This is a genomic window from Streptomyces meridianus (assembly GCF_023703325.1).
In the GTDB taxonomy this organism is placed as follows: domain Bacteria; phylum Actinomycetota; class Actinomycetes; order Streptomycetales; family Streptomycetaceae; genus Streptomyces; species Streptomyces meridianus.
Genome location: NZ_JAMQGM010000001.1, coordinates 98,098 through 119,022, shown reverse-complemented (window position 1 = coordinate 119,022; position 20,925 = coordinate 98,098). Strand labels below are relative to the sequence as shown.

Genomic DNA, 20,925 nt, shown 5'->3' with positions numbered 1-20,925 from the left:
CAGGTCACCACCATGGCGTTCCTTCAAGGCGGCTCGGGCGGGTACGAGTTGTTCCTCTCGCGGTGCCGGGACCTGAGCGTGGCCTCGGTCGCGGCCGGCTGGGCCCTCATGGTCTTCGCCATCTCGGAGGACGGCTGGCGCTACGCCCTCCTCCTGCTCGTCGTCCTCCCGCCGATCGCCGCCTACCTCGCAATCCGGGGCAAGCGGGAGATCCACACCGGGAAGGCAGTCGCGGGGTTCCTCATCGCGCTCGCCTCCATCCCGCTGAGCCTGTGGCTCGCCACCCTGGAAAGCGCCTGATGGAGCGTCGCCCGCCTCCGGGAGATTCGCGGATGCCAGTGCGTGCTCGGCCCGCCCAGCAGTTGGCCGCGAGAGCAAGGCAGGGAGGCGGCCTCGTAACGGACCGCTCGGACGATTTGCGGCCCGCTCACGCCCCGAAGGCGTGCGCCACCGTGTAGATGAGCAGGCCCGCGAGCGCGCCCACCACCGTGCCGTTGATGCGGATGAACTGCAGGTCGCGCCCGATGTTCGCCTCGATCTTGCGGGAGGTCTGCTCGGCGTCCCAGCCCGCCACGGTGTCCGTGATCAGCGCGGTGATCTCGTCCCGGTACGAGGTGACGACGTGGACGGCGGCCTCCTCCAGCCAGCCGTCGATCTTCCCGCGCAGCCGCTCGTCCCGCACCAGCCGGGCGCCCAGCGACAGCAGACCCGCGCGGGTCCGCAGGCGCAGCTCGCTGCGCTCGTCGTCCGCGGCGGCCACCACCATGGCGCGGACCGCGTCCCAGGCGGAGGCGATGAGCTCCTGCACCTCCTCACGCTCAAGGATGTCGCCCTTGAGCCGCTCGACACGTGCCCGGGTGTCCGGATCCGTCCGCAGATCGCGGGCGAAGTCGGCAAGGAACCGGTCCACGGCGTCCCGCGCGGGATGCTGCGGCATGTCCCGCATCTCGGTGACGAAACGCACAATCTCCTTGTAGACCCGCTCCCCGACCCGCCGGTCCACGAACCGGGGCGTCCATCCGGGAGCGCCGCCCTCGACGGCCGCGAGCACCGCGTCACGGTGCAGATCCAGCCATTCACGCGCCCGGACGATGACGAGGTCCACGACCTTGCGATGCGCCCCGTCGTCCACGATCCGGCCGAGCAGCTTGCCGATGCCCGGGGCGATCTCCTGGGCGTTGGCCCGGCGGGTGATGGCCTCGCCGACGACCGCCTGCACGTCGGCGTCGCGCAGCACCGTCAACGCGCCCCTGAGAACGGTCGAGATCTCCGACGTCACCCGGTCGGCGTTGGCCGGCTGCTCCAACCAGGTACCGAGCCTGCGGCTCACCCCAACGGCCCGCAGCCGGGTCCGCACCACATGAGAGGAGAGAAAATTCTCACCCACGAAATCGCCCAGCGTTCTGCCCAGAGTGTCCTTCTTCGTCGGAATGATGGCCGTGTGCGGGATGGGGAGGCCCAGCGGCCGGGTGAACAGCGCCGTGACCGCGAACCAGTCGGCCAGCGCACCCACCATGCCCGCCTCGGCGGCCGCCGCCACATAGCCCGCCCACGCGCCCGCTCCCGAGCTGCGCGCCCACTCCGCCAGGCCGTACACCAGCGCGACGAACAGCAGCAGACCGGTCGCGATGACCTTCATCTGCCGCACCCCGCGACGCTTCTCCTCGTCGGCAGGACTGTCGCTGAAAGCACCCGGGGCCGTGCCGGATGCCGGGGGTTCCGGACGGGTATCCATCACCTCATCGGCCTGCTCCCTGTTCGTCCGTTCCATGCACTCCACCCGATCGACCCGTTCCCGCCGTGGCATTGTGCACAATGCCTCATGCCTGGAACGATCCACGCGATACCAGCGTCTGACTCTCCGGAAGCAAACGCAGGCCGGTGCCGGTGCCCGAACGCAACGTGGCGAAGAGCACCCACCCGCGGCCTCAGGACTTCCCCGATCATGGGATCATGATGAATCCGTCGGACGCGCCACCGTTGCCGCCGACCTGATGCCGCACCCGACCGATACGGAGCTTCGGGCTCCCCTGTCCGAGGAGACGCACCCGCCATGGCCGAGCGCCCTGCCAGCCTCTCGGGTAAGAACAGCGCCCTGCTCGCCGCCCTCGCCACGGCCGTGGTCCTCGGCTCAACCGGGATCTACGTCGGCTTCAGCGGCAGTGACGACACTCTCGCCGCAGCCTCGAACAAGACCCGCCACTCCGCCTCGGCGGCCTCCGCCGGCAACTGGGTGGGCACCTGGTCCACCTCCCCGGCCGGCCCCGAACCGCTCACGGAGCGCGGATACCCCGGAATGTCGATCCGTAACGTGGTTCACGCCAGCATCGGCGGATCCAGTGTCCGGGTCAGGCTCTCCAACCTCTTCGGGCGCGAGCCGCTGACCATCGACCACGCCTCGATCGCCCTCGCATCGGCCCCCAACCTGCCCACCGCAGCCGAGAACTCACTGCGCCGGCTGACCTTCTCGGGCAACACCTCGGTCACGATTCCCGCGGGACAGTCCGTCTCCAGCGACCCGGCCCGGCTCGACGTCCCGGCCGCCGCGGACCTCCTCGTCACCACCTACGCGCCCAGCCCGTCCGGCCCGGTCACCTACCACCCGCACGCCCGCCAGACCTCCTACATGGCGCACGGCGACAAGACCCAGGACCCCAACGGCACCGCCTACCGCCAGCAGAGCCCCTTCTGGCGCTACGTCACCGGCGTGGACGTCCTCACCGACGAGGCCAACGGCTCCGTCGTCGTCCTCGGAGACTCCATCACGGACGGCATCACCTCCACGGCCGGCGCCAACCGCCGCTTCCCGGACTACCTCGCCGACCGGCTGCGCACCGAGCAGGGCGCCCCGCGCTACGGCGTCCTCAACGAGGGCATCAGCGGCAACCGCGTCCTCGCCGACGGCGGCCTGGGCGTGCCTCCGGGCAACCCCAGCGCCCTCAACCGCTTCGAACGCGACGCCCTCGGACGCACCGGCGTCAAGGCCATCGTCATCGAACTCGGCGTCAACGACATCCTGCGCGCCCCGCACCGGACCGACCCCACCGAGATCACCGACGGCCTCCGCAAGCTGGTGCGGCGCGCCCACGCGCACGGACTGCGCGTCGTGGGCGGCACACTCATGCCGTTCCACGGGCACCGCGGCTACACCGCGCGCCTCAACTGGGTGCGCGAGCAGGTCAACGCGGAGATACGGTCCGGACGCGTGTTCGACGACGTCGTCGACTTCGACCGGGCGCTGCGCGACCCCGCCAACCCCCGGCGACTGCTCGCCAAGTACGACTCCGGCGACCACCTTCACCCCAGCGACGCCGGCTACCAGGCCATGGCCCGGGCACTGAACCTGTCCCACCTCAAGGGATCAGCGCCCGCCGCCCTCTGAGCCCGGGCGCCACGCTCCCGAGCGCCGGGGCCCGCCGGTCCTGCCCCGGACCGGCCCCGGCCCCGCCCCGGAAGACCGGACGGGCCACGACCAAAAAGGACACGGCACGGCCGCGCACGCCCCAGGCTCCGCGGCCGTGCCCCGCAACCGCAGTCCGCCCGGGCCCGCCCGCTGCCCGGCCCCCTCACGGCACGACTCCCTCAAGGGACGGCGCTGCGCCGTCCCTCTCCGGATTCCAGCATCCGCGCGATGACGTCCTCGATCGCCGGCTCCCGCAGCGACAGGTCCACCAGCGGATACCGGTCCGCCACCGCCGAGACGATCGGGGCGGCACTCGCCGCCGCCGGGAACGCCAGCCACTGCCGCGGACCGTCCACCCTCACCGTCCGCGCCCCCGGTACCCCCGCGATCGGCGGCAACTCCCGCTCCAGATCGACCACCAGGGTGCGCTCGCTCTCCCCCACCGCGTGGAGACCGTCCAACCCGCCGTCGTACACGAGCCGACCGTGGTCGATCACCATCACCCGGCGGCACAGCTGCTCGATGTCCGTCAGGTCGTGCGTCGTCAGCACCACCGTCGTGCCCTGCTCACTGTTCACCTCGCGCAGGAACCGGCGGACCCTGGCCTTGCTCACCACGTCCAGACCGATCGTCGGCTCGTCCAGGTAGAGGACTTCCGGATCGTGCAGCAACGCCGCGGCGATGTCGCCGCGCATCCGCTGGCCCAGCGACAGCTGTCGCACCGGAACACCCAACAGGGCCCCCAGGTCCAGGAGTTCGACACAGCGCTCCAGATTCGCCCGGTAACGGGCCTCCGGGATCCCGTAGATCCGGCGGACCAGTGCGTAACTGTCGCGCAGCGGCAGGTCCCACCACAGCGTGGTCCGCTGGCCGAACACCACCCCGATCCGGCGCGCCAGCCGCGTCCGCTCCCGGGACGGGTCGATGCCCGCGACCCGCAGCCTGCCGCCACTCGGCGTCAGAATCCCCGTCAGCATCTTGATGGTGGTCGACTTGCCCGCGCCGTTGGGGCCGATGTAACCGACCATCTCCCCGCGCGGCACCGCGAACGAGATCCCGTCGACCGCGCGCACCGTGCACCGCTCCCGGCGCAGCCGGCGGCCCGACCTCCGCCGCACCTCGAACACCTTCTCCACACCGTCGAGTTCGATGAACGCTTCCGTCACGACCTCAGCTCCCCGTGCTCCGGTACGACCGCAATCCCGCCCGCCATGCCAGCCCCGCCAGGAAGCAGCACCCCACTGCCACCACCGGGCCCGCGAAATCCAGCCAACCCGGCAACCCCAGTGGATCCTGCCGGTCCAGGATCCGCAGCGCCGGGAGCCAGTTGACGAAGGCCAGCGGCACGATGAACGTCACCCCACGCACCAGGTCCTTCGCGAAGATCGTCGGCGGGTACTGCAGCATCGTGTTGCCGCCGTAGGTGAACGAGTTCTGCACCTCCGCCGCGTCCTGCGCCAGGAACTGGAACCCGGCCCCCGCCACCATCAGCGCACCGAAGATCGCCGCCCCGCTGAGCACCGTGACGGGCAGCAGCAGCGCCTTCACCGGCGTCCACGCCACCTCCAGCGACGACAGCGCCCACACCAGCACCAGCAGCGCCTGGCTCACCCGGCCCAGCCGGCGCAGCGCGAACCGGTCCGCCGCGACCTGGGCGATGACCGGAACCGGACGCACCAGCAGCGTGTCGAGTGTCCCGTCGCGCACCCGCCTGCCCAGTCTGCTCGCCGAGCCCATGGTCAGATCGGCGAGCCCCAACGAAGCGCTCGCCGTGCCGTACAGCAGCGCCACCTCGGCGACGGCGAACCCGCCCAGCACGTCCGTGTGCCAGAACATGATCATGATGGCGACGAAGTCGAGCCCCGTCACCAGGAAATTCCCCAGCACCGTCAACGCGAAGGACGTCCGGTAGGCCATCGTCGAACGGATCCACATCCCGACGATCAGGACGTACGCCCGCAGCCCCTGCACCACCGGGCTCTCAACCACCCTGGACCACCACCTTCCGGGTCGCCAGCCCCTGCAGCAGCCGACCCGCCGCCAGCAGGACCAGCGCCCAGCAGCCCTGGAACGCGAACGAACCCGCCAGCCCCGCACCCGAGTTCACGCCCAGCAGCACGTCCACCGGAACCTGCAGCATCGCCGACCACGGAAGCATCCGCGCCACATCACCGAACGCCCCGGGAAACACCGTCAGCGGCAGCAGCGATCCGGAGAAGAACAGACAGAGCAGGCCGCTGACCATGTCGACACCTGCACCGTCCAGCAGCCAGAACGACGTCAGCGCCACCAGATACCGCACCGCGAAACCCACCAGCAGCCCCAGCAGCACCGACGCCAGGAACGCCAGCCACACCAACGGCGAGGACGGCAGCGCCAGATCGAAGCACAGCGCCCCCACCGCCAGCGGCACCAGCCCGCGCCCCAGCAGCTGGAACGCCGCCCGGCCCAGATCGCTCGCCAGCCACCACAGCTGCAGATCCGCCGGCCGGTACAGGTCGATGGCGATGTCACCGGTGCGGATCCGCTCCTGCAACTCCTGCTGGAAGCCGCCGCCCAGCAGCGCGGCCGCGGCGAGCATCGCCTGGCTCGTCCAGACGAAGGTGAGCGCCTGCGCCTGGTCGTAGCCGCCCAGATGCGGCCGGATGCTCCACAGCGCGATGAACGTGTACGCGAGGATGAACCCGAACACGGTGTTGGTGAACACACCCGCCGCAGTCGCCACCCGGTACGTCGCATAGCGCCGGAAACTGCTGGCCGCGACGGCCCCGTACAGTCGCATGCCCGCTCCCTCCCGGCGCGCCACCGCCCCTGTGCACCGACCGGCGCCAAAGGTCAAGACCTTAGACCCGGAGGCCACCCCCTGCCACCGGATTACCGCACGACGGGCGAGTCGCGTGGCAGATCGCGGTCGTCACCCGAAGGGGTGGCCGGAAAACAACGTTAGTGCCGAGGGAATGCGGCCGAAGGCGCGCGCCACCCCTGTCCCGCGGAACGGATGATGCGAAAGTTCCCTGCGAGGCAGTTCCCCGGCCGCCGTCCCTGCCCGGCCCGGGCACAGTGCACCGACCGCCCGAAACCACCGTCTTCCGCCGTACAACCTTCGGCGGCAGCCGAGGAGTCACCACCGGTATGAGCGAGGAACCGCAGCACGACGGCAACCTCCCCGGTCCGCAGCACGGACCGCCGCCCGCGGACGACGACGCGACACGTCCCCGGCCGGCGCTGCCGGCGGACGACGACACCGCGCCTCCCCGGCCTGCCCGCAGACACCGGTTCCTGCCCGGCCGCAGGACCGTCCTCGGCACCGTCCTGGGCTTCCTCCTGCTGATCGTCGGCTTCCTCGTCGCCGGATACCTCTACGTCGACATCCCCCCGGCCAACGCGGCCGCCGTCAAACAGAGCAACATCTACCTGTACGCCGACGGCTCCCGCATCGCCCGGGACGGAGCCGTCGACCGCGAGATCATCGCGCTCTCCGACATCCCGAGCACCGCCCAGCACGCCGCCCTGTCCGCCGAGGACCGCGACTTCTACACCGAGTCCGCGATCGACCCGCAGGCCATGCTGCGCGGCGCCTGGAACACCGTCACCGGCAAGGGCCGGCAGTCCGGCTCGACCATCACCCAGCAGTACGTCAAGAACTACTACCTGGGCCAGGAACAGACCCTCACCCGCAAGGTGAAGGAGTTCTTCATCGCGATCAAGCTCGACCGCGAGGAGACCAAGGAACACATCCTCGCCGGCTATCTGAACACCAGCTACTACGGGCGCAACGCGCACGGCATCCAGGCAGCCGCCCACGCCTACTACAGCAAGAACGCCAAGGACCTCACCGTCGCCGAGGGCGCCTACCTCGCGGCGCTGCTCAACGCCCCCAGCGCGTACGACGTCACCACGCACCCCGAGAACCGGCGCCGGGTCGTCGACCGCTGGAACTACGTCCTCGACGGCATGGTCGAGGAGGGCTGGCTCGACCGGAGCGAACGCAGCCGGATGCGTTTCCCCGAACCCGGCGCCGTCAAGCCCCCGGCCGGACTGTCCGGCCAGCGCGGCTACATCGTCGAGGCCGCCAAGGAGTACCTCGTCCAGAACGGCATCATCGACGAGGACACCCTGCGCGCCGGCGGATACCGCATCACCACCACCCTGGACCGCAGCAAGCAGCAGGCCTTCGCCGACGCCGTCGACGACCAGCTCATGTCCAAGCTCAGCGACAGCCGCAAGGTCGACCGGTTCGTGCGGGCCGGAGGAGCCTCCATCGACCCCGCCACCGGCCGGGTCGTCGCCCTCTACGGCGGGATCGACTACACCCAGCAGTTCGTCAACAACGCCACCCGCCGCGACTACCAGGTCGGCTCCACCTTCAAACCGTTCGTGTTCACCTCGGCGGTCGAGAACTCCTCCACCACCCTCGACGGCCGGCCCATCACCCCGGACACCCTCTACGACGGCAGCAACAAGCGCATGGTGCAGGGCCGGAACGGGCCCACCGGCTACTCCCCCGCCAACGAGGACGACACCGACTACGGCGAGATCACCGTCGCCCAGGCCACCAACAAGTCCGTCAACGCCGTCTACGCCCAGATGGCCCAGGACGTGGGGCCCGGCAAGGTGAAGCGGACCGCGATCGACCTCGGGATCTCGTCCAGCACCCCGGACTTCACCCCGAACCCCTCCATCGCGCTGGGCGTCACCACCGCCAGCGTCCTCGACATGACCGACGCCTACGCCACGCTCGCCGCCCACGGCAGGCACGGCACCCACGTCCTCGTCGACAAGGTCACGAAGAACGGGGAGCCAGTCGACCTCCCGGAGCGCACCCCCGGCAAGCAGGTCGTGACCCGGGAGGCCGCCGACACGACCACGTCCATCCTGCAGAGCGTCGTCGAGGAGGGCACCGGCTCCGCCGCCCGCTCGGCCGGGCGTCCCGTGGCCGGCAAGACCGGGACCGCCGAGGAGGACAAGGCCGCCTGGTTCGCGGGGTACACCCCCGACCTGGCGACGGTCGTCGCGGTCATGGGCCAGGACTCGAAGACCGGGCGACAGGAACCCCTCTACGGCGCCACCGGGCTCGCCCGCATCAACGGTGGCGGCTACCCTGCCCGGATCTGGGGCCAGTACACGGCGGAGGCGCTGCGGGGCACGCCCGCGAAATCCTTCGACCTCGAACTCGCCCGGAACGCCCGGCAGACCCAGGAACCCAGCACCGGGCCGCCCAGCGAACCCGCGCCGTCGCCGACCTGGCAGGAGCCGTCCGAACCGCCGCCGCCCACCTTCACCGTGCCGCCGCCGGAACCGCCCACCGACATCCCCACCGAACCGACGGACATTCCCACCACACCGACCGACGAGCCGGGGCCGACGTACTCGACCCTGGGGCCCTACCGGGAGCGGGGCTACTTCACCCACGGCTACGACAGTGGTTACGGCTACGGCTACTGAGCCACGCGCTACAGGTACAGGCCCGTCGAGTCCTCGGCCCCCTCGAGCCGCTCCGCCGCCACCGCGTGCAGGTCGCGCTCGCGCATCAGGACGTAGGCGACGCCCCGCACCTCGACCTCGGCCCGGTCCTCCGGGTCGTACAGCACCCGGTCCCCCGGCTCGACCGTCCGCACGTTCTGCCCCACCGCGACGACCTCGGCCCAGGCCAGCCGGCGGCCGACGGCGGCCGTCGCGGGGATGACGATGCCCCCGCTCGAGCGGCGCTCGCCCTCCGGGATGTCGGTGCGCACCAGCACCCGGTCGTGCAGCATCCGGATGGGCAGCTTGTCGTGCGTCGTGTGCTTGCTCACGGCACGACACCGTACCCGTCCGGTCCCGGGGGGCGGACCACGGGGCGGATCCCCGACAGGTCACAGCCCCGCGGGGGACCGGCGGGACGCGTCAACAGCGACGGCGGCGCACCGAAACCGCCAGCAGTCCCACCACGGCGACCGTCACCAGCGCCACCGGCACGATCCGCTCCATACGCGGCGAGCCGTCCTCGGACACCAGCCGGCCGCGCACGTTCGACACCGAGCGGTTCACCGCCACGTAGGCCCGGCCCGCGGTGTTGTCCACGGCCGCGGCGGCCTTCGCCTTCGCGTCGCCCACGATGGTCTTCGGGTGCACGCGCACCGCGATCTCGTCGAGCGTGACGGCGAGCTCCTTGCGCCTCTGGGCGATGTCCGCCTCGATCTGCGCCGGGGTCCTGGCATCCGACACCGCGCTGCCTCCATCGTCATGTGGTCCCCGCGCCTGAGCCGGGGAGGTCCGTCCTGGACAGTGTGTCAGCTCACCGGGGGCCGCGCGCCACGGCGCCCCCTCCACCACAGCTAACCTCTCCGGTGTACGACACACCGCACGACACCCGTACGACACGGGCCCGGGCCGGGGGGTGCACCACCCGCGCGGCCGTACCCCGGGCCGACCGACACCGACGGAGAACCATGAGCGAGCGACTCCAGCCGGGCGACACCGCCCCTGCCTTCACCCTGCCCGACGCGGACGGCAACGACGTCTCGCTCGCCGACCACGCCGGCCGCAAGGTCATCGTCTACTTCTATCCGGCGGCCCTCACCCCCGGCTGCACGAAGCAGGCCTGCGACTTCACCGACAACCTGGAGCTGCTCGCCGGCGCGGGCTACGACGTGATCGGCGTCTCCCCCGACAAGCCCGAGAAGCTCGCCCGGTTCCGCGAGAAGGAGAACCTCTCGGTCACGCTGGTCGGCGACCCGGAGAAGAAGATCCTCGAGGCCTACGGCGCCTTCGGCGAGAAGAAGCTCTACGGCAAGACCGTCACCGGCGTGATCCGCTCGACGGTCGTCGTCGACGAGGACGGCAAGGTCGAGCGGGCGCTCTACAACGTCAAGGCCACGGGGCACGTCGCCAAGCTGATCAAGGACCTGGCGGTCTGAACTCTCCCTCGTGCCCCTCGGGACCGTGCCCGGGGGGCACGAGAGCACGGAGGCGCGGCCGCGGGCTCCGGCCGGATCCGCCCCTCCGATGTGCGGAATGTCTCGTTCCGCCCGGCTCCCCGTTTGAATCGCTGCATCCTGCACAGAAGTTCTTCTTGCATCACCTGCGATCGAGAGGAACCGCCCATGACGGCGACGAACGCGGAGGCCGCACACGACCCGGAGGCAGCCAAGCGGCACCCGGCCCTGTTCCGGACCCTCAGGCGACGGCGCAACCCACGCCTGCGCCGCAGCGACATCACCGTCACCGACGAGCGCACCGTCAAACGCGCCGTGAAGGCCGCCGCGCTCGGCAACGCGATGGAATGGTTCGACTTCGGGATCTACAGCTACCTCGCCGTCACCATCGGCAAGGTCTTCTTCCCCGGCGGAGACGACACCACCCAGCTCCTGTCGTCCTTCGCGACGTTCGCCGTCGCCTTCCTCGTCCGCCCGCTCGGCGGCCTCTTCTTCGGCCCCCTCGGCGACCGGCTCGGACGCAAGAAGATCCTCGCGCTCACCATGATGCTGATGGCCGCGGGCACCCTCTGCGTCGGACTCATTCCCGGCTACGCGAGCATCGGCCTGTGGGCCCCCGGGCTGCTCATCCTCTGCCGCCTGGTCCAGGGCTTCTCCACCGGCGGCGAGTACGGCGGCGCCTCCACGTTCATCGCCGAGTACGCCCCGGACCGCAAGCGCGGCTACTTCGGCAGCTTCCTCGAGTTCGGCACCCTCGCCGGCTACGTCGGTGCCTCCGGCCTCGTCGCGGTACTCAACGCCTGGCTCGGCAGTGACGCCATGACCGAATGGGGCTGGCGAATCCCCTTCCTCGTCGCCGGGCCCCTCGGTCTCATCGGCCTCTACCTGCGGCTGCGGCTGGACGAGACCCCGGCCTTCCAGAAGCTCGAGGCCGACAAGGCCCCCGCCGGAAGCCCCGGCACCCCGGCCGAGAACACGGGCGACGCCGCCCACCTCTCGGAGAACGCACCGCAGAAGGACGTCCGCCGGATCTTCGCCGAACAGTGGCCGAAGCTGATCCTGTGCATCGCCCTCGTCGGCGCGTACAACATCACCGACTACATGCTGCTGTCGTACATGCCGACGTACCTCACCGACCAGCTCCACTACGACGACAACCACGGGCTGCTCATCCTCATCGGCACGATGGTCGTCCTCATGGCCGTCATCAGCTTCGTCGGGCGGCTGAGCGACCGGCGCGGGCGCAAGCCGCTCCTCATGGCCGGCATGCTCGGCTTCGTCGTCCTCTCCCTCCCCGCCTTCCTGCTGGTACGGCAGGGCAGCCTGCTCGCGGTGATCTGCGGGATGGGCATGCTCGGGCTGTCACTGGTCTGCCTGCTGGGCACCATGTCCGCCGCCCTGCCGGCGCTCTTCCCGACCGACGTCCGCTACGGCTCCCTGTCGATCGGCTACAACATCTCCGCATCCGTCTTCGGTGGCACCACGCCCCTGGTCATCACGGCACTGATCAGCACGACCGGGACCGATCTGGTCCCCGCGTACTACGCGATGGGGGCGGCGCTGATCGGCGTCGTCGCGGTGGCCTGCATGAAGGAAACGGCGCAGCAGCCGCTGGACGGATCCCCGCCGTCCGTCGGCACCAAGGAGGAGGCCGTGGAGCTGGTCCAGGCTCAGGCTCCGGCACCGACGTTCTGACAGCGCCGCCACGACGCCCGGCGTGACCGTCCGTCGATTCCCTCGTTGATGAGTTCGAGCGTGCGACGCACGACCGAACGCGTACAACGGGGGAATCGTCATGGCGGCCAAGTACACCCGTCCGCTCCTCAGCGAAATGGCAGCCCGATCGACCAGCCTGAGCGACATGATCCGACGGCTCGGCCGGGACCCGCGCTCCGGGAGCCTGTCCTACCTGCGCAGGAAACTCACCGAATTCGGTATCGACACCTCCCATTTCGAGAAGCGCCACATGGTCTACAGCAAGGAGTTGTTGGAGGAAGCGGTGGCGGCTTCCACGAGCGTCGCGGGTGTGCTCCGGTATCTCGGCCTTCGACAAGCCGGAGGAACGCAAGCCCATGTCGGCCGGAAGATCAAGGCGTACGGGATCGACACCACTCACTTCTGCCCGTATGTGAGGCCGCCCTCGGCCAGGAAGCGGGAACCCCACGAAGTGCTGGTGCACCTGCCGGAGACCAGCCGCCGCACGCCCGGCATTCGTCTGCGGCGCGCCCTGACCGAATGCGGCGTGCCGGAAGTCTGCGCGGAGTGCGGAACAGGTCCCTGCTGGATGGGACGTCCCATGACCCTCGAGGTCGACCACATCAACGGGGACTGGCTGGACAACCGCCTGGACAACCTCCGGCTGTTGTGCCCCAACTGCCATGCGACGACCCAGACGTACTGCGGACGCAACAAGCGCCGCTCCACGCCTTCAGGGCGCGATCGGCACCGGGAATGAAGTCAAGGGGTGGAGCCTGGCGGGGGGAACTTACGCAGTAATGTGGGCCGCGGGACCGTAGCCCAACGGCAGGAGGCAACGGCTTTAGGTGCCGTACAGTGTCGGTTCGAATCCGATCGGTCCCACGGTCACGGCGCGGAACCGCTCAAGGGTTCCGCGCCGGTAGTGTCCCGCCCAACTCAGCCCAGGAGCTCCCGGACGATCGGCGCCAGGGCGCGGAAGGCCTTGCCGCGGTGGCTGATCGCGTTCTTCTCGCCCGCCGTCAGCTCGGCACAGGTGCGGGTCTCCCCCTCCGGCTGGAGGATCGGGTCGTAGCCGAACCCGCCCTCGCCCTCGGGCGCATGACGCAGGGACCCCATGAGGCGCCCCTCGACCACGCGTTCCGTACCGTCCGGCAGGGCCAGCGCGGCGGCGCACGCGAAGTGCGCGCCGCGGTGGAGTGCGTCCACGTCGGCGAGCTGGGCGAGCAGGAGTTCCAGGTTCGCCCGGTCGTCCCCGTGCCGACCGGACCAGCGGGCCGAGAAGATGCCCGGCGCCCCGCCCAGGACGTCCACGCAGAGGCCCGAGTCGTCTGCCACGGCAGGGAGGCCGGTGGCCTTGGCCAAAGCGTGTGCCTTCAGCAGAGCGTTCTCCGCGAAGGTGACGCCGGTCTCCTTGACGTCCGGGACTTCGGGATACGCATCGGCTCCGACGAGCTCCACGTCGAGTCCGGCGCCCGCCAGGATGGCGCGGAGTTCGGTGACCTTGTTGGCATTGCGGGTGGCGAGGATCAGACGCTGCATGCCCTCGATTATCCCGGAGTGCAGATGTTGGTGATCTCGGAGGCCGAGTTCTCGACGGGAGTCAGGTCGGGGTTCTCGCCCTTGCTGAGGGACTCCCGGACGTTCTGCACACCGGTGTTCATGTCGCCGACCGCCTTCTTGAGGTCGGCGTCGCCCGTGCTGTCGCCGAGCTCGTCGAGGTTCTTGTCGATCCGGTCGAGCGCCTGCTGGGCCTCGGCCGGGTTCTCCTGGGCACCCGAGACGGCCTGCTGGAGCTGGTCGACGTTGTCGGCGATGGTCGCGGCGGTCCGGGCGCAGTCCAGCGCGGTGCTGATCGCGCTGCAGCCGACGGCGGCGGGCAGGATCAGCGCAGCGGCGGCGAGTGCGGCTATGCCGGTGGAACGGCGGCGTACGGGCATGGTGAGGTCCTGTCCCCGAGGTTCGGTGCGGGGTCGCGGAAGTCCCGCGAACCCATACCTTCAAGAACGCGTAAAGTCCCCGATCGGTTTCCGGGAATCGGAAGATCTCGCGGCCCCGTCCGGACGACGGCACGGACGGGGCTGCGGAACGGGCCGCGGAGCGAGGACCGGACGGGCCCGGGGCGAGCCCGCGGGGTCAGAGTTCGGCCGCCAGGGCGGTGCGCTGGGCGGCGTCGAGTTCCCCGCAGCCGCGGACGGCCAGGTCGAGGAGGCCGTTGAGCTCGTCGCGGGTGAAGGGCTGGCCTTCGGCGGTGCCCTGGACCTCGATGAAACGTCCGTCGCCGGTGCAGACGACGTTCATGTCGGTCTCGGCGCGCACGTCTTCCTCGTAGCAGAGGTCGAGGAGGGGGACGCCGTCGACGATGCCGACACTGACGGCGCCGACCGTGCCGGTGAGCGGCTGCCGGTTCGCCTTCACGAGCTTGTGACTGCGGGCCCACTCGACGGCGTCGGCGAGGGCTACGTAGGCACCGGTGATGGCGGCGGTGCGGGTGCCGCCGTCGGCCTGGAGGACATCGCAGTCGAGGACGATCGTGTTCTCGCCGAGTGCCTTGAAGTCGATGACGGCGCGCAGCGAGCGCCCGATGAGCCGGGAGATCTCGTGGGTCCGGCCGCCGATCTTGCCCCGTACGGATTCGCGGTCGCCGCGGGTGTTGGTGGAGCGCGGGAGCATGGAGTACTCGGCGGTGACCCAGCCCTCGCCGCTGCCCTTGCGCCAGCGCGGTACGCCTTCGGTGACGCTGGCGGTGCAGAAGACCTTGGTGTCGCCGAAGGAGACGAGGACGGAGCCCTCGGCGTGCTTGCTCCACCCGCGTTCGATGGTGACGGGGCGCAGCTGTTCGGGGGTTCGGCCGTCGATACGAGACATGGGACGAGCCTATCGGCTGGCAGCGGGGGTTCCCGTCGCGCACCGGCCGGCGGCGGCCGGCAGCCCCTGTTGTTCAACTTCCGCTTTATGAAAGGGAGTTGGTCACATCATGTCTTCGATGTCGGCGGCGACGGGGTCGGCGTCGGTCCCGATGACGACCTGGACGGCGTTGCCCATCTTGACGACGCCGTGGGCGCCGGCGGCCTTGAGGGCCGCCTCGTCGACGCGGGAGGGATCGACGACCTCGGTGCGGAGCCGGGTGATGCAGCCTTCGACTTCCTCGATGTTGTCCAGTCCGCCCAGTCCGGCGACGATCTTCTCAGCCTTGGTGGCCATGTCCCACTCCTGCTTTTCGGCGGTTCGGCGTACGTCGCCGATGGATTCATCACGCTAATGCACGGTGGAACGGCCTTCCCGGGCGCGTCCGCCATTCGGTGGCCCGGTTTCCTGCCGGTGGCCGGGGCGGTGCGAGCGGGGCCGAGCGACTTGGCCGCGTTCGCTCCGAACGCCCGGGGACCGGCTCCTGAGGGTTCTGCCGCGGGCAGGCGCGTGCTAGAAACGGGAGGTCTATACCTGTGGGCCCGGGTCGCGACGGGAGGGCCGCCCGCCCGCCCGGTCCGTCCGGCCCGCGCGATCCAGAAGGAAGCCCCATGAGTACGACCACCGCGAGCGAAGCGGCGCCCGCCAAGAAGCGCGGCGCCGGCCTCTTCCAGGGCCTGCAGAAGGTCGGCCGCAGCCTGCAGTTGCCGATCGCCGTTCTGCCCGCCGCAGGCATCCTGCTCCGCCTCGGGCAGCCGGACGTCTTCGGCGACGAGGGTCTCGGCTGGGCCAACGTGGCGAAGGTCTTCGCGGGTGCCGGGAGCGCCCTGCTGGATTCGTCCCTGGCGCTGCCGCTGCTGTTCTGCATCGGTGTCGCGATCGGCTTCGCGAAGAAGGCGGACGGTTCGACGGCGCTGGCGGCCGTCGCCGGGTTCCTCGTCTACTACTCGGTGATCCACCAGTTCCCGGTTCCCGGGCCGGAGGGCGCGACCTTCGTCCAGACCAGCTTTCTGAGCGGGGCCTGGCAGAAGGGCACCGAGGTCACCCCCGCGGCCTACCAGAACCCGGGCGTGCTGGGCGGCATCGTGATGGGTCTGCTGACTGCGGTGCTGTGGCAGCGCTTCCACCGGACGCGGCTCGTGGACTGGCTGGGCTTCTTCAACGGCCGCCGGCTGGTGCCGATCGTCATGGCGTTCGTCGGCACCGCGATGGGCGTGCTCGTCGTCCTGGGCTGGGAGCCGCTCGGGGAGGCCATCACCGCGTTCGGCACCTGGATGACGGGTCTGGGTTCGGCCGGTGCCGGACTGTTCGGTCTGATCAACCGGGCGCTGATCCCGATCGGCATGCACCAGTTCGTGAACACCGTCTCGTGGTTCCAGCTGGGTGACTTCACCAACGCCGCGGGCCAGGTCGTGCACGGCGACCTGAACCGGTTCTTCGCGGGCGACCCGAGTGCCGGCCAGTACATGTCGGGCTTCTTCCCGATCATGATGTTCGGTCTTCCGGCCGCCGCGCTGGCCATCGCGCACAGTGCCCGGCCCGAGCGCCGCAAGGCCGTGCTCGGCATGATGGTCTCGCTGGCCCTGACCTCGTTCGTCACTGGTGTCACCGAGCCGATCGAGTTCTCGTTCCTGTTCATCGCCCCGTTGCTGTACGCGATCCACGCGGTCCTGACGGCGATCTCGATGGCTCTGACGTGGGCGCTCGGCGTACACGCCGGATTCACGTTCTCCGCCGGGGCGATCGACTACGTCCTGAACTGGAACCTGGCCACCAAGCCGTGGCTGATCATCCCGATCGGACTGGTCTTCGCCGTCGTCTACTACACCGTCTTCCGTTTCGCGATCACGAAGTTCGACCTGGCCACGCCGGGCCGCGAGCCGGAGGAGGAGGTCGAGGACGCCACCAAGGCGTAGACCGCGCCGTCGCAGCCCCCGCCCCGGGACGTCACCGAACGCCGGGGCCGGGGGCTGCGGCGTTCGGAGCCGACGGTCGTGGCCCTTCCGGCGTCACCCGGCCGTGGGGCCGCGCCGTGCCGCCGGTTCCCGTGTCGGCTGGCGGCGCCACGGGGCTCTTCGTAGCGTTTCGGCGAGGAGAGGCGGGACGCCCGTGACCACGTTGGCGCTGAGCTGGTTCGACCGCAAGATCATGCTGCCCGGCAGGCTCCCGCTGTTCGTCTTCCTCTGTTCGTTCATCTTCGCGTTCGCCGTCATCCGTTTCAGCGTGCGGATGATCCGGGCCCAGGTGCGCTGGTGGCCGGGCAATGTGAAGCCGGGCGGACTGCACATCCACCACATGGTGTTCGGCATGGTGTTCATGCTGGTCAGCGGCGTCTGGCTGATCGCCGTGCGGGAGCCGTCGGTCGAGGCCGAGGCCACTCTTGCCGGGATCTTCGGGGTGGGGGCGGCGCTCGTGCTGGACGAGTTCGCGCTGATCCTTCACCTGCGGGACGTCTACTGGGAGGAAGCGGGGCGCACTTCCGTGGACGCGGTGTTCGTGGCCGTCGCGCTGGTCGGGCTGCTGCTCCTGGGGTTCCGGCCCATCGGGGTGATCGACTGGTCGGACTACAGCAGGGATCCGACGGTCGGCAATGCGCTGCTGCTGGTGGCGTACGCGGTGGTGGAACTCGGCCTGGCGCTGGTGACCCTGCTCAAGGGCAAGGTGTGGACGGGCCTGGTGGGGCTGTTCGTGCTGCCGCTGCTGCTGGTCGGGGCGATCCGGCTGAGCCGTCCGAACGCGCCCTGGGCGCGTTGGCGGTACGGGAACCGCCCCAAGCGGCTGGCCCGGGCGACGCGGCGCGAGGAGAAGTGGCGGACCCCGGTGATCACCGCGAAGATCAGGGTCCAGGAGTTCCTGTCGGGCAGGCACGACCTGCCCGACAGGCGCGGACGGTGAGTGCGGTCAGATCTCGTACACGGCGCGCGGGCGGGCGAGTTCGACCGGCCCGTCGAAGACCTCGCGCGCGTCCCGCAGGTTCGCCTCCGGGTCGGTCCACGGCGGAACGTGGGTCAGCACGAGGCGTTTCGCCCCGGCCCGGCGTGCCTGCTCTCCGGCCTCCCGGCCGTTGAGGTGGACGCCGGGGACGTCCTCCCTGCCGTGGATGAACGACGCCTCGCACAGGAACAGGTCTGCCCCGGTCGCGAGGCCGGCCAGCTCGTCGCAGACACCGGAGTCACCGGAGTAGACGAACGTGCGTCCGCCGTGCTCGATGCGGAAGCCGTATGCCTCGACGGGGTGGACCACGCGGTCGGTGACCACCGAGAAGGGGCCGATCTCGAAGCTGCCGGGCTTCAGGGTGCGGAAGTCGAAGACCTCGCTCATGGAGTGCTCGGAGGGCGTGTCCGCGTAGGCCGTCGTCAGCCGTTGCTCGGTTCCCTCCGGGCCGTGGACCGGGATGGCGGCGGCCCGGCCGCCCTCGAAGCGGTAGTAGCGGGCGACGAAGTACCCGCACATGTCGATGCAGTGGTCCGCGTGGAGGTGGCTCAGGATGATGGCGTCGAGGTCGTAGAGACCGATGTGGCGCTGCAGCTCGCCGAGGGCGCCGTTGCCCATGTCGAGAAGCAGCCGGAAGCCGTCGGCTTCGACGAGGTAGCTCGAGCATGCCGAGTCCGCGGACGGAAACGACCCCGAGCAGCCGACGACGGTGAGTTTCATGAAACAGAAACCTCCGTGGACTGGAGTTACCCGGCCACGGTCAGTGCGCTGTGGCGGCCGGATTACGGTCCGTCGAGCGTAAGGCGCGAGACCGCCGGTCGCTCCTCCAGTCGCTGTTGGTGTGGGGGAACTCACCCAAGGGATCACCGGTACGGGTGGGGATCCGCGGTCCTCGGTGGCGGTGCAGATCCGCGGTCCCCCGCGGCCCCGGTCCGGGGCCGCGTGCTGGGGTTTCCGGGGGCGGTCAGGCCCAGAGCTGGCCCTGCAGGGCCTCGACGGCGGCCTCGGTGGTCTCGGCGGTGTAGATACCGGTCGAGAGGTACTTCCATCCGCCGTCGGCGACGACGAAGACGATGTCCGCGCTCTCCCCGGCCTTCACCGCCTTGCGGCCGACGCCGATCGCGGCGTGCAGAGCGGCGCCGGTGGAGACGCCCGCGAAGATGCCTTCCTGCTGGAGGAGTTCGCGGGTGCGGGTGACCGCGTCGACCGAACCGACGGAGAACCGGGTGGTCAGGACGGACTCCTCGTACAGCTCCGGCACAAAGCCCTCGTCGAGGTTGCGCAGACCGTAGACCAGGTCGTCGTAGCGCGGCTCAGCCGCGACGATCCTGACGTCCGGGACGCGTTCGCGCAGGTAGCGGCCGACGCCCATGAGAGTGCCGGTGGTGCCCAGGCCGGCGACGAAGTGGGTGATCGAGGGCAGGTCGGCGAGGATCTCCGGCCCGGTGGTGGCGTAGTGGGCGCCCGCGTTGTCCGGATTTCCGTACTGGTACAGCATCACCCAGTCGGGGTGGTCGGCGGACAGCTCCTTGGCCACGCGAACGGCGGTGTTGGAGCCGCCGGCCGCCGGTGAGGAGATGATCTCGGCGCCCCACATCGTGAGCAGCTCGCGCCGCTCCGAGGAGGTGTTCTCCGGCATGACGCACACGATGCGGTAGCCCTTGAGACGGGCAGCCATGGCCAGCGAGATGCCGGTGTTGCCGGAGGTGGGCTCGAGGATGGTGCAGCCGGGCGTCAACCGCCCGTCCTTCTCGGCCTGTTCGATCATGTGGAGCGCGGGGCGGTCCTTGACCGACCCGGTCGGGTTGCGGTCCTCCAGCTTCGCCCAGATGCGCACGTCCTCGGACGGCGAGAGGTGGGGCAGCCGTACGAGCGGCGTGTTGCCGACCGCGGCCAGGGGGCTGTCGTACCGCATCAACGCCGCCCGGTGATGCCCATGGCCGTACCGGAGCCCCCGGCGACGGCCGGGAGGATCGTGACGCTGTCACCGTCGGCGAGCTCGGTGGAGATGCCGTCGAGGAAGCGGACGTCCTCGTCGTTCAGGTAGACGTTCACGAAGCGGCGCAGCTTGCCGTCCTCGACGAGGCGCTCCCGGACCCCGGCGTGGCGGGACTCGAGGTCGGCGAAGAGCTCGTCGAGGGTCGCGCCGTTGCCTTCGACGGTCTTCTCGCCGTCGGTGTACGTGCGGAGGATGGTCGGGATGCGGACCTCGATGGCCATCGTGCGGTCTCCTGTCGGGTGGTGTGTGGGGCGTCGGGGCGGTGGGCGCAGGGCGCCCCGCCGCCGACAGCGGGTCGGGAGTGTGGTGGCGCACCGGGCCTCGCGGCTCGCGGCGACGCGCCAGATGCGGACGCGCACCCGGTGACGGGCGGGTCGGTCAGTTCGGACACATGGCGCTGGCGAGGCGGCACAGATCGACGTGCAGCCGCGCCACGAGCAGCATGCCCGGCGTCGTCTCGCTCACGTCGTGGTCAACCATGGGGTCATCGTATCGATTCCCTGTCCGCGCCCCGGGATTCCGTCCCAGCATGCGGACAAGTTGTGGGACGGGGGCGCCGGCGGGTCTCAGTAGGCGCTGACGATCTCGACCTTCTCCTCGGTGATCTCGCCGGCCACGATGCGGAAGGAGCGGAACTGCCCGGGCCCCTCGTCGGGGCCGCACTCGGCGGTGGAGACGAGGACGTAGTGCGCGCCGGGCTCGTTGGCGTACGTGACGTCCGTGCGGGAGGGGTACGCCTCGGTCGCGGTGTGCGAGTGGTAGATCACGACCGGCTCCTCGTCCCGGTCGTCCATCTCCCGGTAGAGCTTCAGCAGGTCGGTGGAGTCGAACTCGTAGAACGTCGGCGAGCGGGCGGCGTTGAGCATCGGCACGAACCGCTCGGGGCGGTCGGTGCCGGCGGGCCCCGCGATGACGCCGCAGGCCTCGTCGGGGTGGTCGGCGCGGGCGTGCGCGACGATCCGGTCGTGCAGCTCCTGGGTGATGGTCAGCATGTGTTTCAGCATAAGAGGCGGTCCGGTGACCTCCGGTGCGGGCCGTCGGATGCCCGGGCCGGCCGCGACGGCAGCCGC

At 70.2% G+C, this 20,925-nt stretch carries 23 protein-coding genes and 1 tRNA gene; 9 read left to right on the top strand and 15 right to left on the bottom strand.

Features of this window, described 5'->3' with window-relative positions; genetic code table 11:
* Positions 1 to 12: 12 nt before the first annotated feature.
* Positions 13 to 300 (top strand): hypothetical protein, encoded by a 288-nt coding sequence (locus M1E25_RS00485; protein WP_251407600.1) that lies wholly within the window; start codon positions 13 to 15, stop codon positions 298 to 300.
* A 127-nt stretch (positions 301 to 427) separates the two neighbouring features.
* Here the strand turns inward: M1E25_RS00485 and M1E25_RS00480 are convergent, their stop codons facing one another.
* Complete coding sequence (locus M1E25_RS00480) at positions 428 to 1,735, bottom strand: DUF445 domain-containing protein (protein WP_251408212.1); 1,308 nt, start codon at positions 1,733 to 1,735, stop codon at positions 428 to 430.
* Between the two features lie 318 nt (positions 1,736 to 2,053).
* On the opposite strand from M1E25_RS00480, the gene M1E25_RS00475 reads away from it, so the two are divergent.
* On the top strand, positions 2,054 to 3,382 hold the full coding sequence (locus tag M1E25_RS00475) for an SGNH/GDSL hydrolase family protein (RefSeq protein ID WP_251407597.1): 1,329 nt from the start codon (positions 2,054 to 2,056) through the stop codon (positions 3,380 to 3,382).
* A gap of 200 nt (positions 3,383 to 3,582) precedes the next feature.
* Here the strand turns inward: M1E25_RS00475 and M1E25_RS00470 are convergent, their stop codons facing one another.
* From M1E25_RS00470 to M1E25_RS00460, 3 genes are read right to left on the bottom strand one after another with little or no spacing between them, the layout of a single operon-like run.
* Complete coding sequence (locus M1E25_RS00470) at positions 3,583 to 4,569, bottom strand: ABC transporter ATP-binding protein (protein WP_251407594.1); 987 nt, start codon at positions 4,567 to 4,569, stop codon at positions 3,583 to 3,585.
* A 4-nt stretch (positions 4,570 to 4,573) separates the two neighbouring features.
* Positions 4,574 to 5,338 carry an ABC transporter permease gene (locus tag M1E25_RS00465; RefSeq protein WP_251408208.1) on the bottom strand — a complete coding sequence of 255 codons (765 nt, stop codon included), beginning with the start codon at positions 5,336 to 5,338 and terminating at the stop codon, positions 4,574 to 4,576.
* Between the two features lie 46 nt (positions 5,339 to 5,384).
* On the bottom strand, positions 5,385 to 6,185 hold the full coding sequence (locus M1E25_RS00460) for an ABC transporter permease (RefSeq protein WP_251407591.1): 801 nt from the start codon (positions 6,183 to 6,185) through the stop codon (positions 5,385 to 5,387).
* A 350-nt stretch (positions 6,186 to 6,535) separates the two neighbouring features.
* On the opposite strand from M1E25_RS00460, the gene M1E25_RS00455 reads away from it, so the two are divergent.
* Positions 6,536 to 8,848, top strand: a complete 2,313-nt coding sequence (locus M1E25_RS00455; protein ID WP_251407588.1) for a transglycosylase domain-containing protein — start codon at positions 6,536 to 6,538, stop codon at positions 8,846 to 8,848.
* An 8-nt stretch (positions 8,849 to 8,856) separates the two neighbouring features.
* On the opposite strand, the gene M1E25_RS00450 is transcribed toward M1E25_RS00455, so the two are convergent.
* Both M1E25_RS00450 and M1E25_RS00445 read right to left on the bottom strand, forming a co-directional pair.
* Positions 8,857 to 9,159, bottom strand: a complete 303-nt coding sequence (locus M1E25_RS00450) for a GroES family chaperonin (RefSeq protein ID WP_051886695.1) — start codon at positions 9,157 to 9,159, stop codon at positions 8,857 to 8,859.
* A 130-nt stretch (positions 9,160 to 9,289) separates the two neighbouring features.
* Positions 9,290 to 9,610, bottom strand: coding sequence for a DUF3618 domain-containing protein (locus M1E25_RS00445; protein ID WP_251407585.1), 321 nt, complete (start codon positions 9,608 to 9,610; stop codon positions 9,290 to 9,292).
* A gap of 224 nt (positions 9,611 to 9,834) precedes the next feature.
* Between M1E25_RS00445 and bcp the strand changes: the two genes are divergently transcribed.
* The 4 genes from bcp (at position 9,835) to M1E25_RS00425 (ending at position 12,900) form a co-directional block, all read left to right on the top strand.
* Complete coding sequence (gene bcp, locus M1E25_RS00440; RefSeq protein WP_251407582.1) at positions 9,835 to 10,302, top strand: thioredoxin-dependent thiol peroxidase; 468 nt, start codon at positions 9,835 to 9,837, stop codon at positions 10,300 to 10,302.
* Positions 10,303 to 10,488: 186 nt separating this feature from the next.
* Positions 10,489 to 12,015: a glycine betaine/L-proline transporter ProP gene (gene proP / locus M1E25_RS00435; protein WP_251407579.1), complete on the top strand. Its 1,527-nt coding sequence runs from the start codon at positions 10,489 to 10,491 to the stop codon at positions 12,013 to 12,015.
* Positions 12,016 to 12,115: 100 nt separating this feature from the next.
* Positions 12,116 to 12,775, top strand: a complete 660-nt coding sequence (locus M1E25_RS00430) for an HNH endonuclease signature motif containing protein (protein WP_251407575.1) — start codon at positions 12,116 to 12,118, stop codon at positions 12,773 to 12,775.
* Between the two features lie 51 nt (positions 12,776 to 12,826).
* Positions 12,827 to 12,900 (top strand) — tRNA-Leu (locus tag M1E25_RS00425).
* Between the two features lie 54 nt (positions 12,901 to 12,954).
* On the opposite strand, the gene rdgB is transcribed toward M1E25_RS00425, so the two are convergent.
* The 4 genes from rdgB to M1E25_RS00405 form a co-directional block, all read right to left on the bottom strand.
* Positions 12,955 to 13,557 (bottom strand): RdgB/HAM1 family non-canonical purine NTP pyrophosphatase, encoded by a 603-nt coding sequence (rdgB, locus tag M1E25_RS00420; RefSeq protein WP_251407572.1) that lies wholly within the window; start codon positions 13,555 to 13,557, stop codon positions 12,955 to 12,957.
* Positions 13,558 to 13,565: 8 nt separating this feature from the next.
* Entirely contained in the window at positions 13,566 to 13,955 is a 390-nt protein-coding gene (locus M1E25_RS00415; protein WP_251407569.1) for a hypothetical protein, read from the bottom strand.
* Positions 13,956 to 14,151: 196 nt separating this feature from the next.
* A complete protein-coding gene (rph, locus tag M1E25_RS00410; protein ID WP_251407566.1) occupies positions 14,152 to 14,883 on the bottom strand; it encodes a ribonuclease PH in 732 nt (243 codons plus the stop codon).
* 102 nt (positions 14,884 to 14,985) lie between these two features.
* Entirely contained in the window at positions 14,986 to 15,219 is a 234-nt protein-coding gene (locus M1E25_RS00405) for a PTS sugar transporter subunit IIB (RefSeq protein ID WP_251407563.1), read from the bottom strand.
* Between the two features lie 314 nt (positions 15,220 to 15,533).
* Here M1E25_RS00405 and M1E25_RS00400 point away from each other — a divergent pair, with 314 nt between their 5' ends.
* The gene (locus M1E25_RS00400) at positions 15,534 to 16,838 is read left to right on the top strand and encodes a PTS transporter subunit EIIC (protein WP_251407560.1); all 1,305 of its coding nucleotides are present in this window, start codon (positions 15,534 to 15,536) and stop codon (positions 16,836 to 16,838) included.
* 193 nt (positions 16,839 to 17,031) lie between these two features.
* The gene (locus tag M1E25_RS00395) at positions 17,032 to 17,817 is read left to right on the top strand and encodes a hypothetical protein (protein ID WP_251407557.1); all 786 of its coding nucleotides are present in this window, start codon (positions 17,032 to 17,034) and stop codon (positions 17,815 to 17,817) included.
* A gap of 6 nt (positions 17,818 to 17,823) precedes the next feature.
* Here the strand turns inward: M1E25_RS00395 and M1E25_RS00390 are convergent, their stop codons facing one another.
* The 5 genes from M1E25_RS00390 to M1E25_RS00375 all read right to left on the bottom strand — a co-directional run bounded on the left by M1E25_RS00390 (position 17,824) and on the right by M1E25_RS00375 (position 20,847).
* The gene (locus M1E25_RS00390) at positions 17,824 to 18,576 is read right to left on the bottom strand and encodes an MBL fold metallo-hydrolase (protein WP_251407554.1); all 753 of its coding nucleotides are present in this window, start codon (positions 18,574 to 18,576) and stop codon (positions 17,824 to 17,826) included.
* 244 nt (positions 18,577 to 18,820) lie between these two features.
* A complete protein-coding gene (locus tag M1E25_RS00385; RefSeq protein WP_251407552.1) occupies positions 18,821 to 19,771 on the bottom strand; it encodes a PLP-dependent cysteine synthase family protein in 951 nt (316 codons plus the stop codon).
* Positions 19,771 to 20,076 carry a MoaD/ThiS family protein gene (locus M1E25_RS00380; RefSeq protein WP_251407549.1) on the bottom strand — a complete coding sequence of 102 codons (306 nt, stop codon included), beginning with the start codon at positions 20,074 to 20,076 and terminating at the stop codon, positions 19,771 to 19,773. Before M1E25_RS00380 ends, M1E25_RS00385 begins: the two co-directional genes overlap by 1 nt.
* A 157-nt stretch (positions 20,077 to 20,233) precedes the next feature.
* Positions 20,234 to 20,335 (bottom strand): putative leader peptide, encoded by a 102-nt coding sequence (locus M1E25_RS25855; RefSeq protein WP_372500481.1) that lies wholly within the window; start codon positions 20,333 to 20,335, stop codon positions 20,234 to 20,236.
* Between the two features lie 86 nt (positions 20,336 to 20,421).
* Entirely contained in the window at positions 20,422 to 20,847 is a 426-nt protein-coding gene (locus M1E25_RS00375; protein ID WP_251407546.1) for a M67 family metallopeptidase, read from the bottom strand.
* Positions 20,848 to 20,925: the final 78 nt, after the last annotated feature.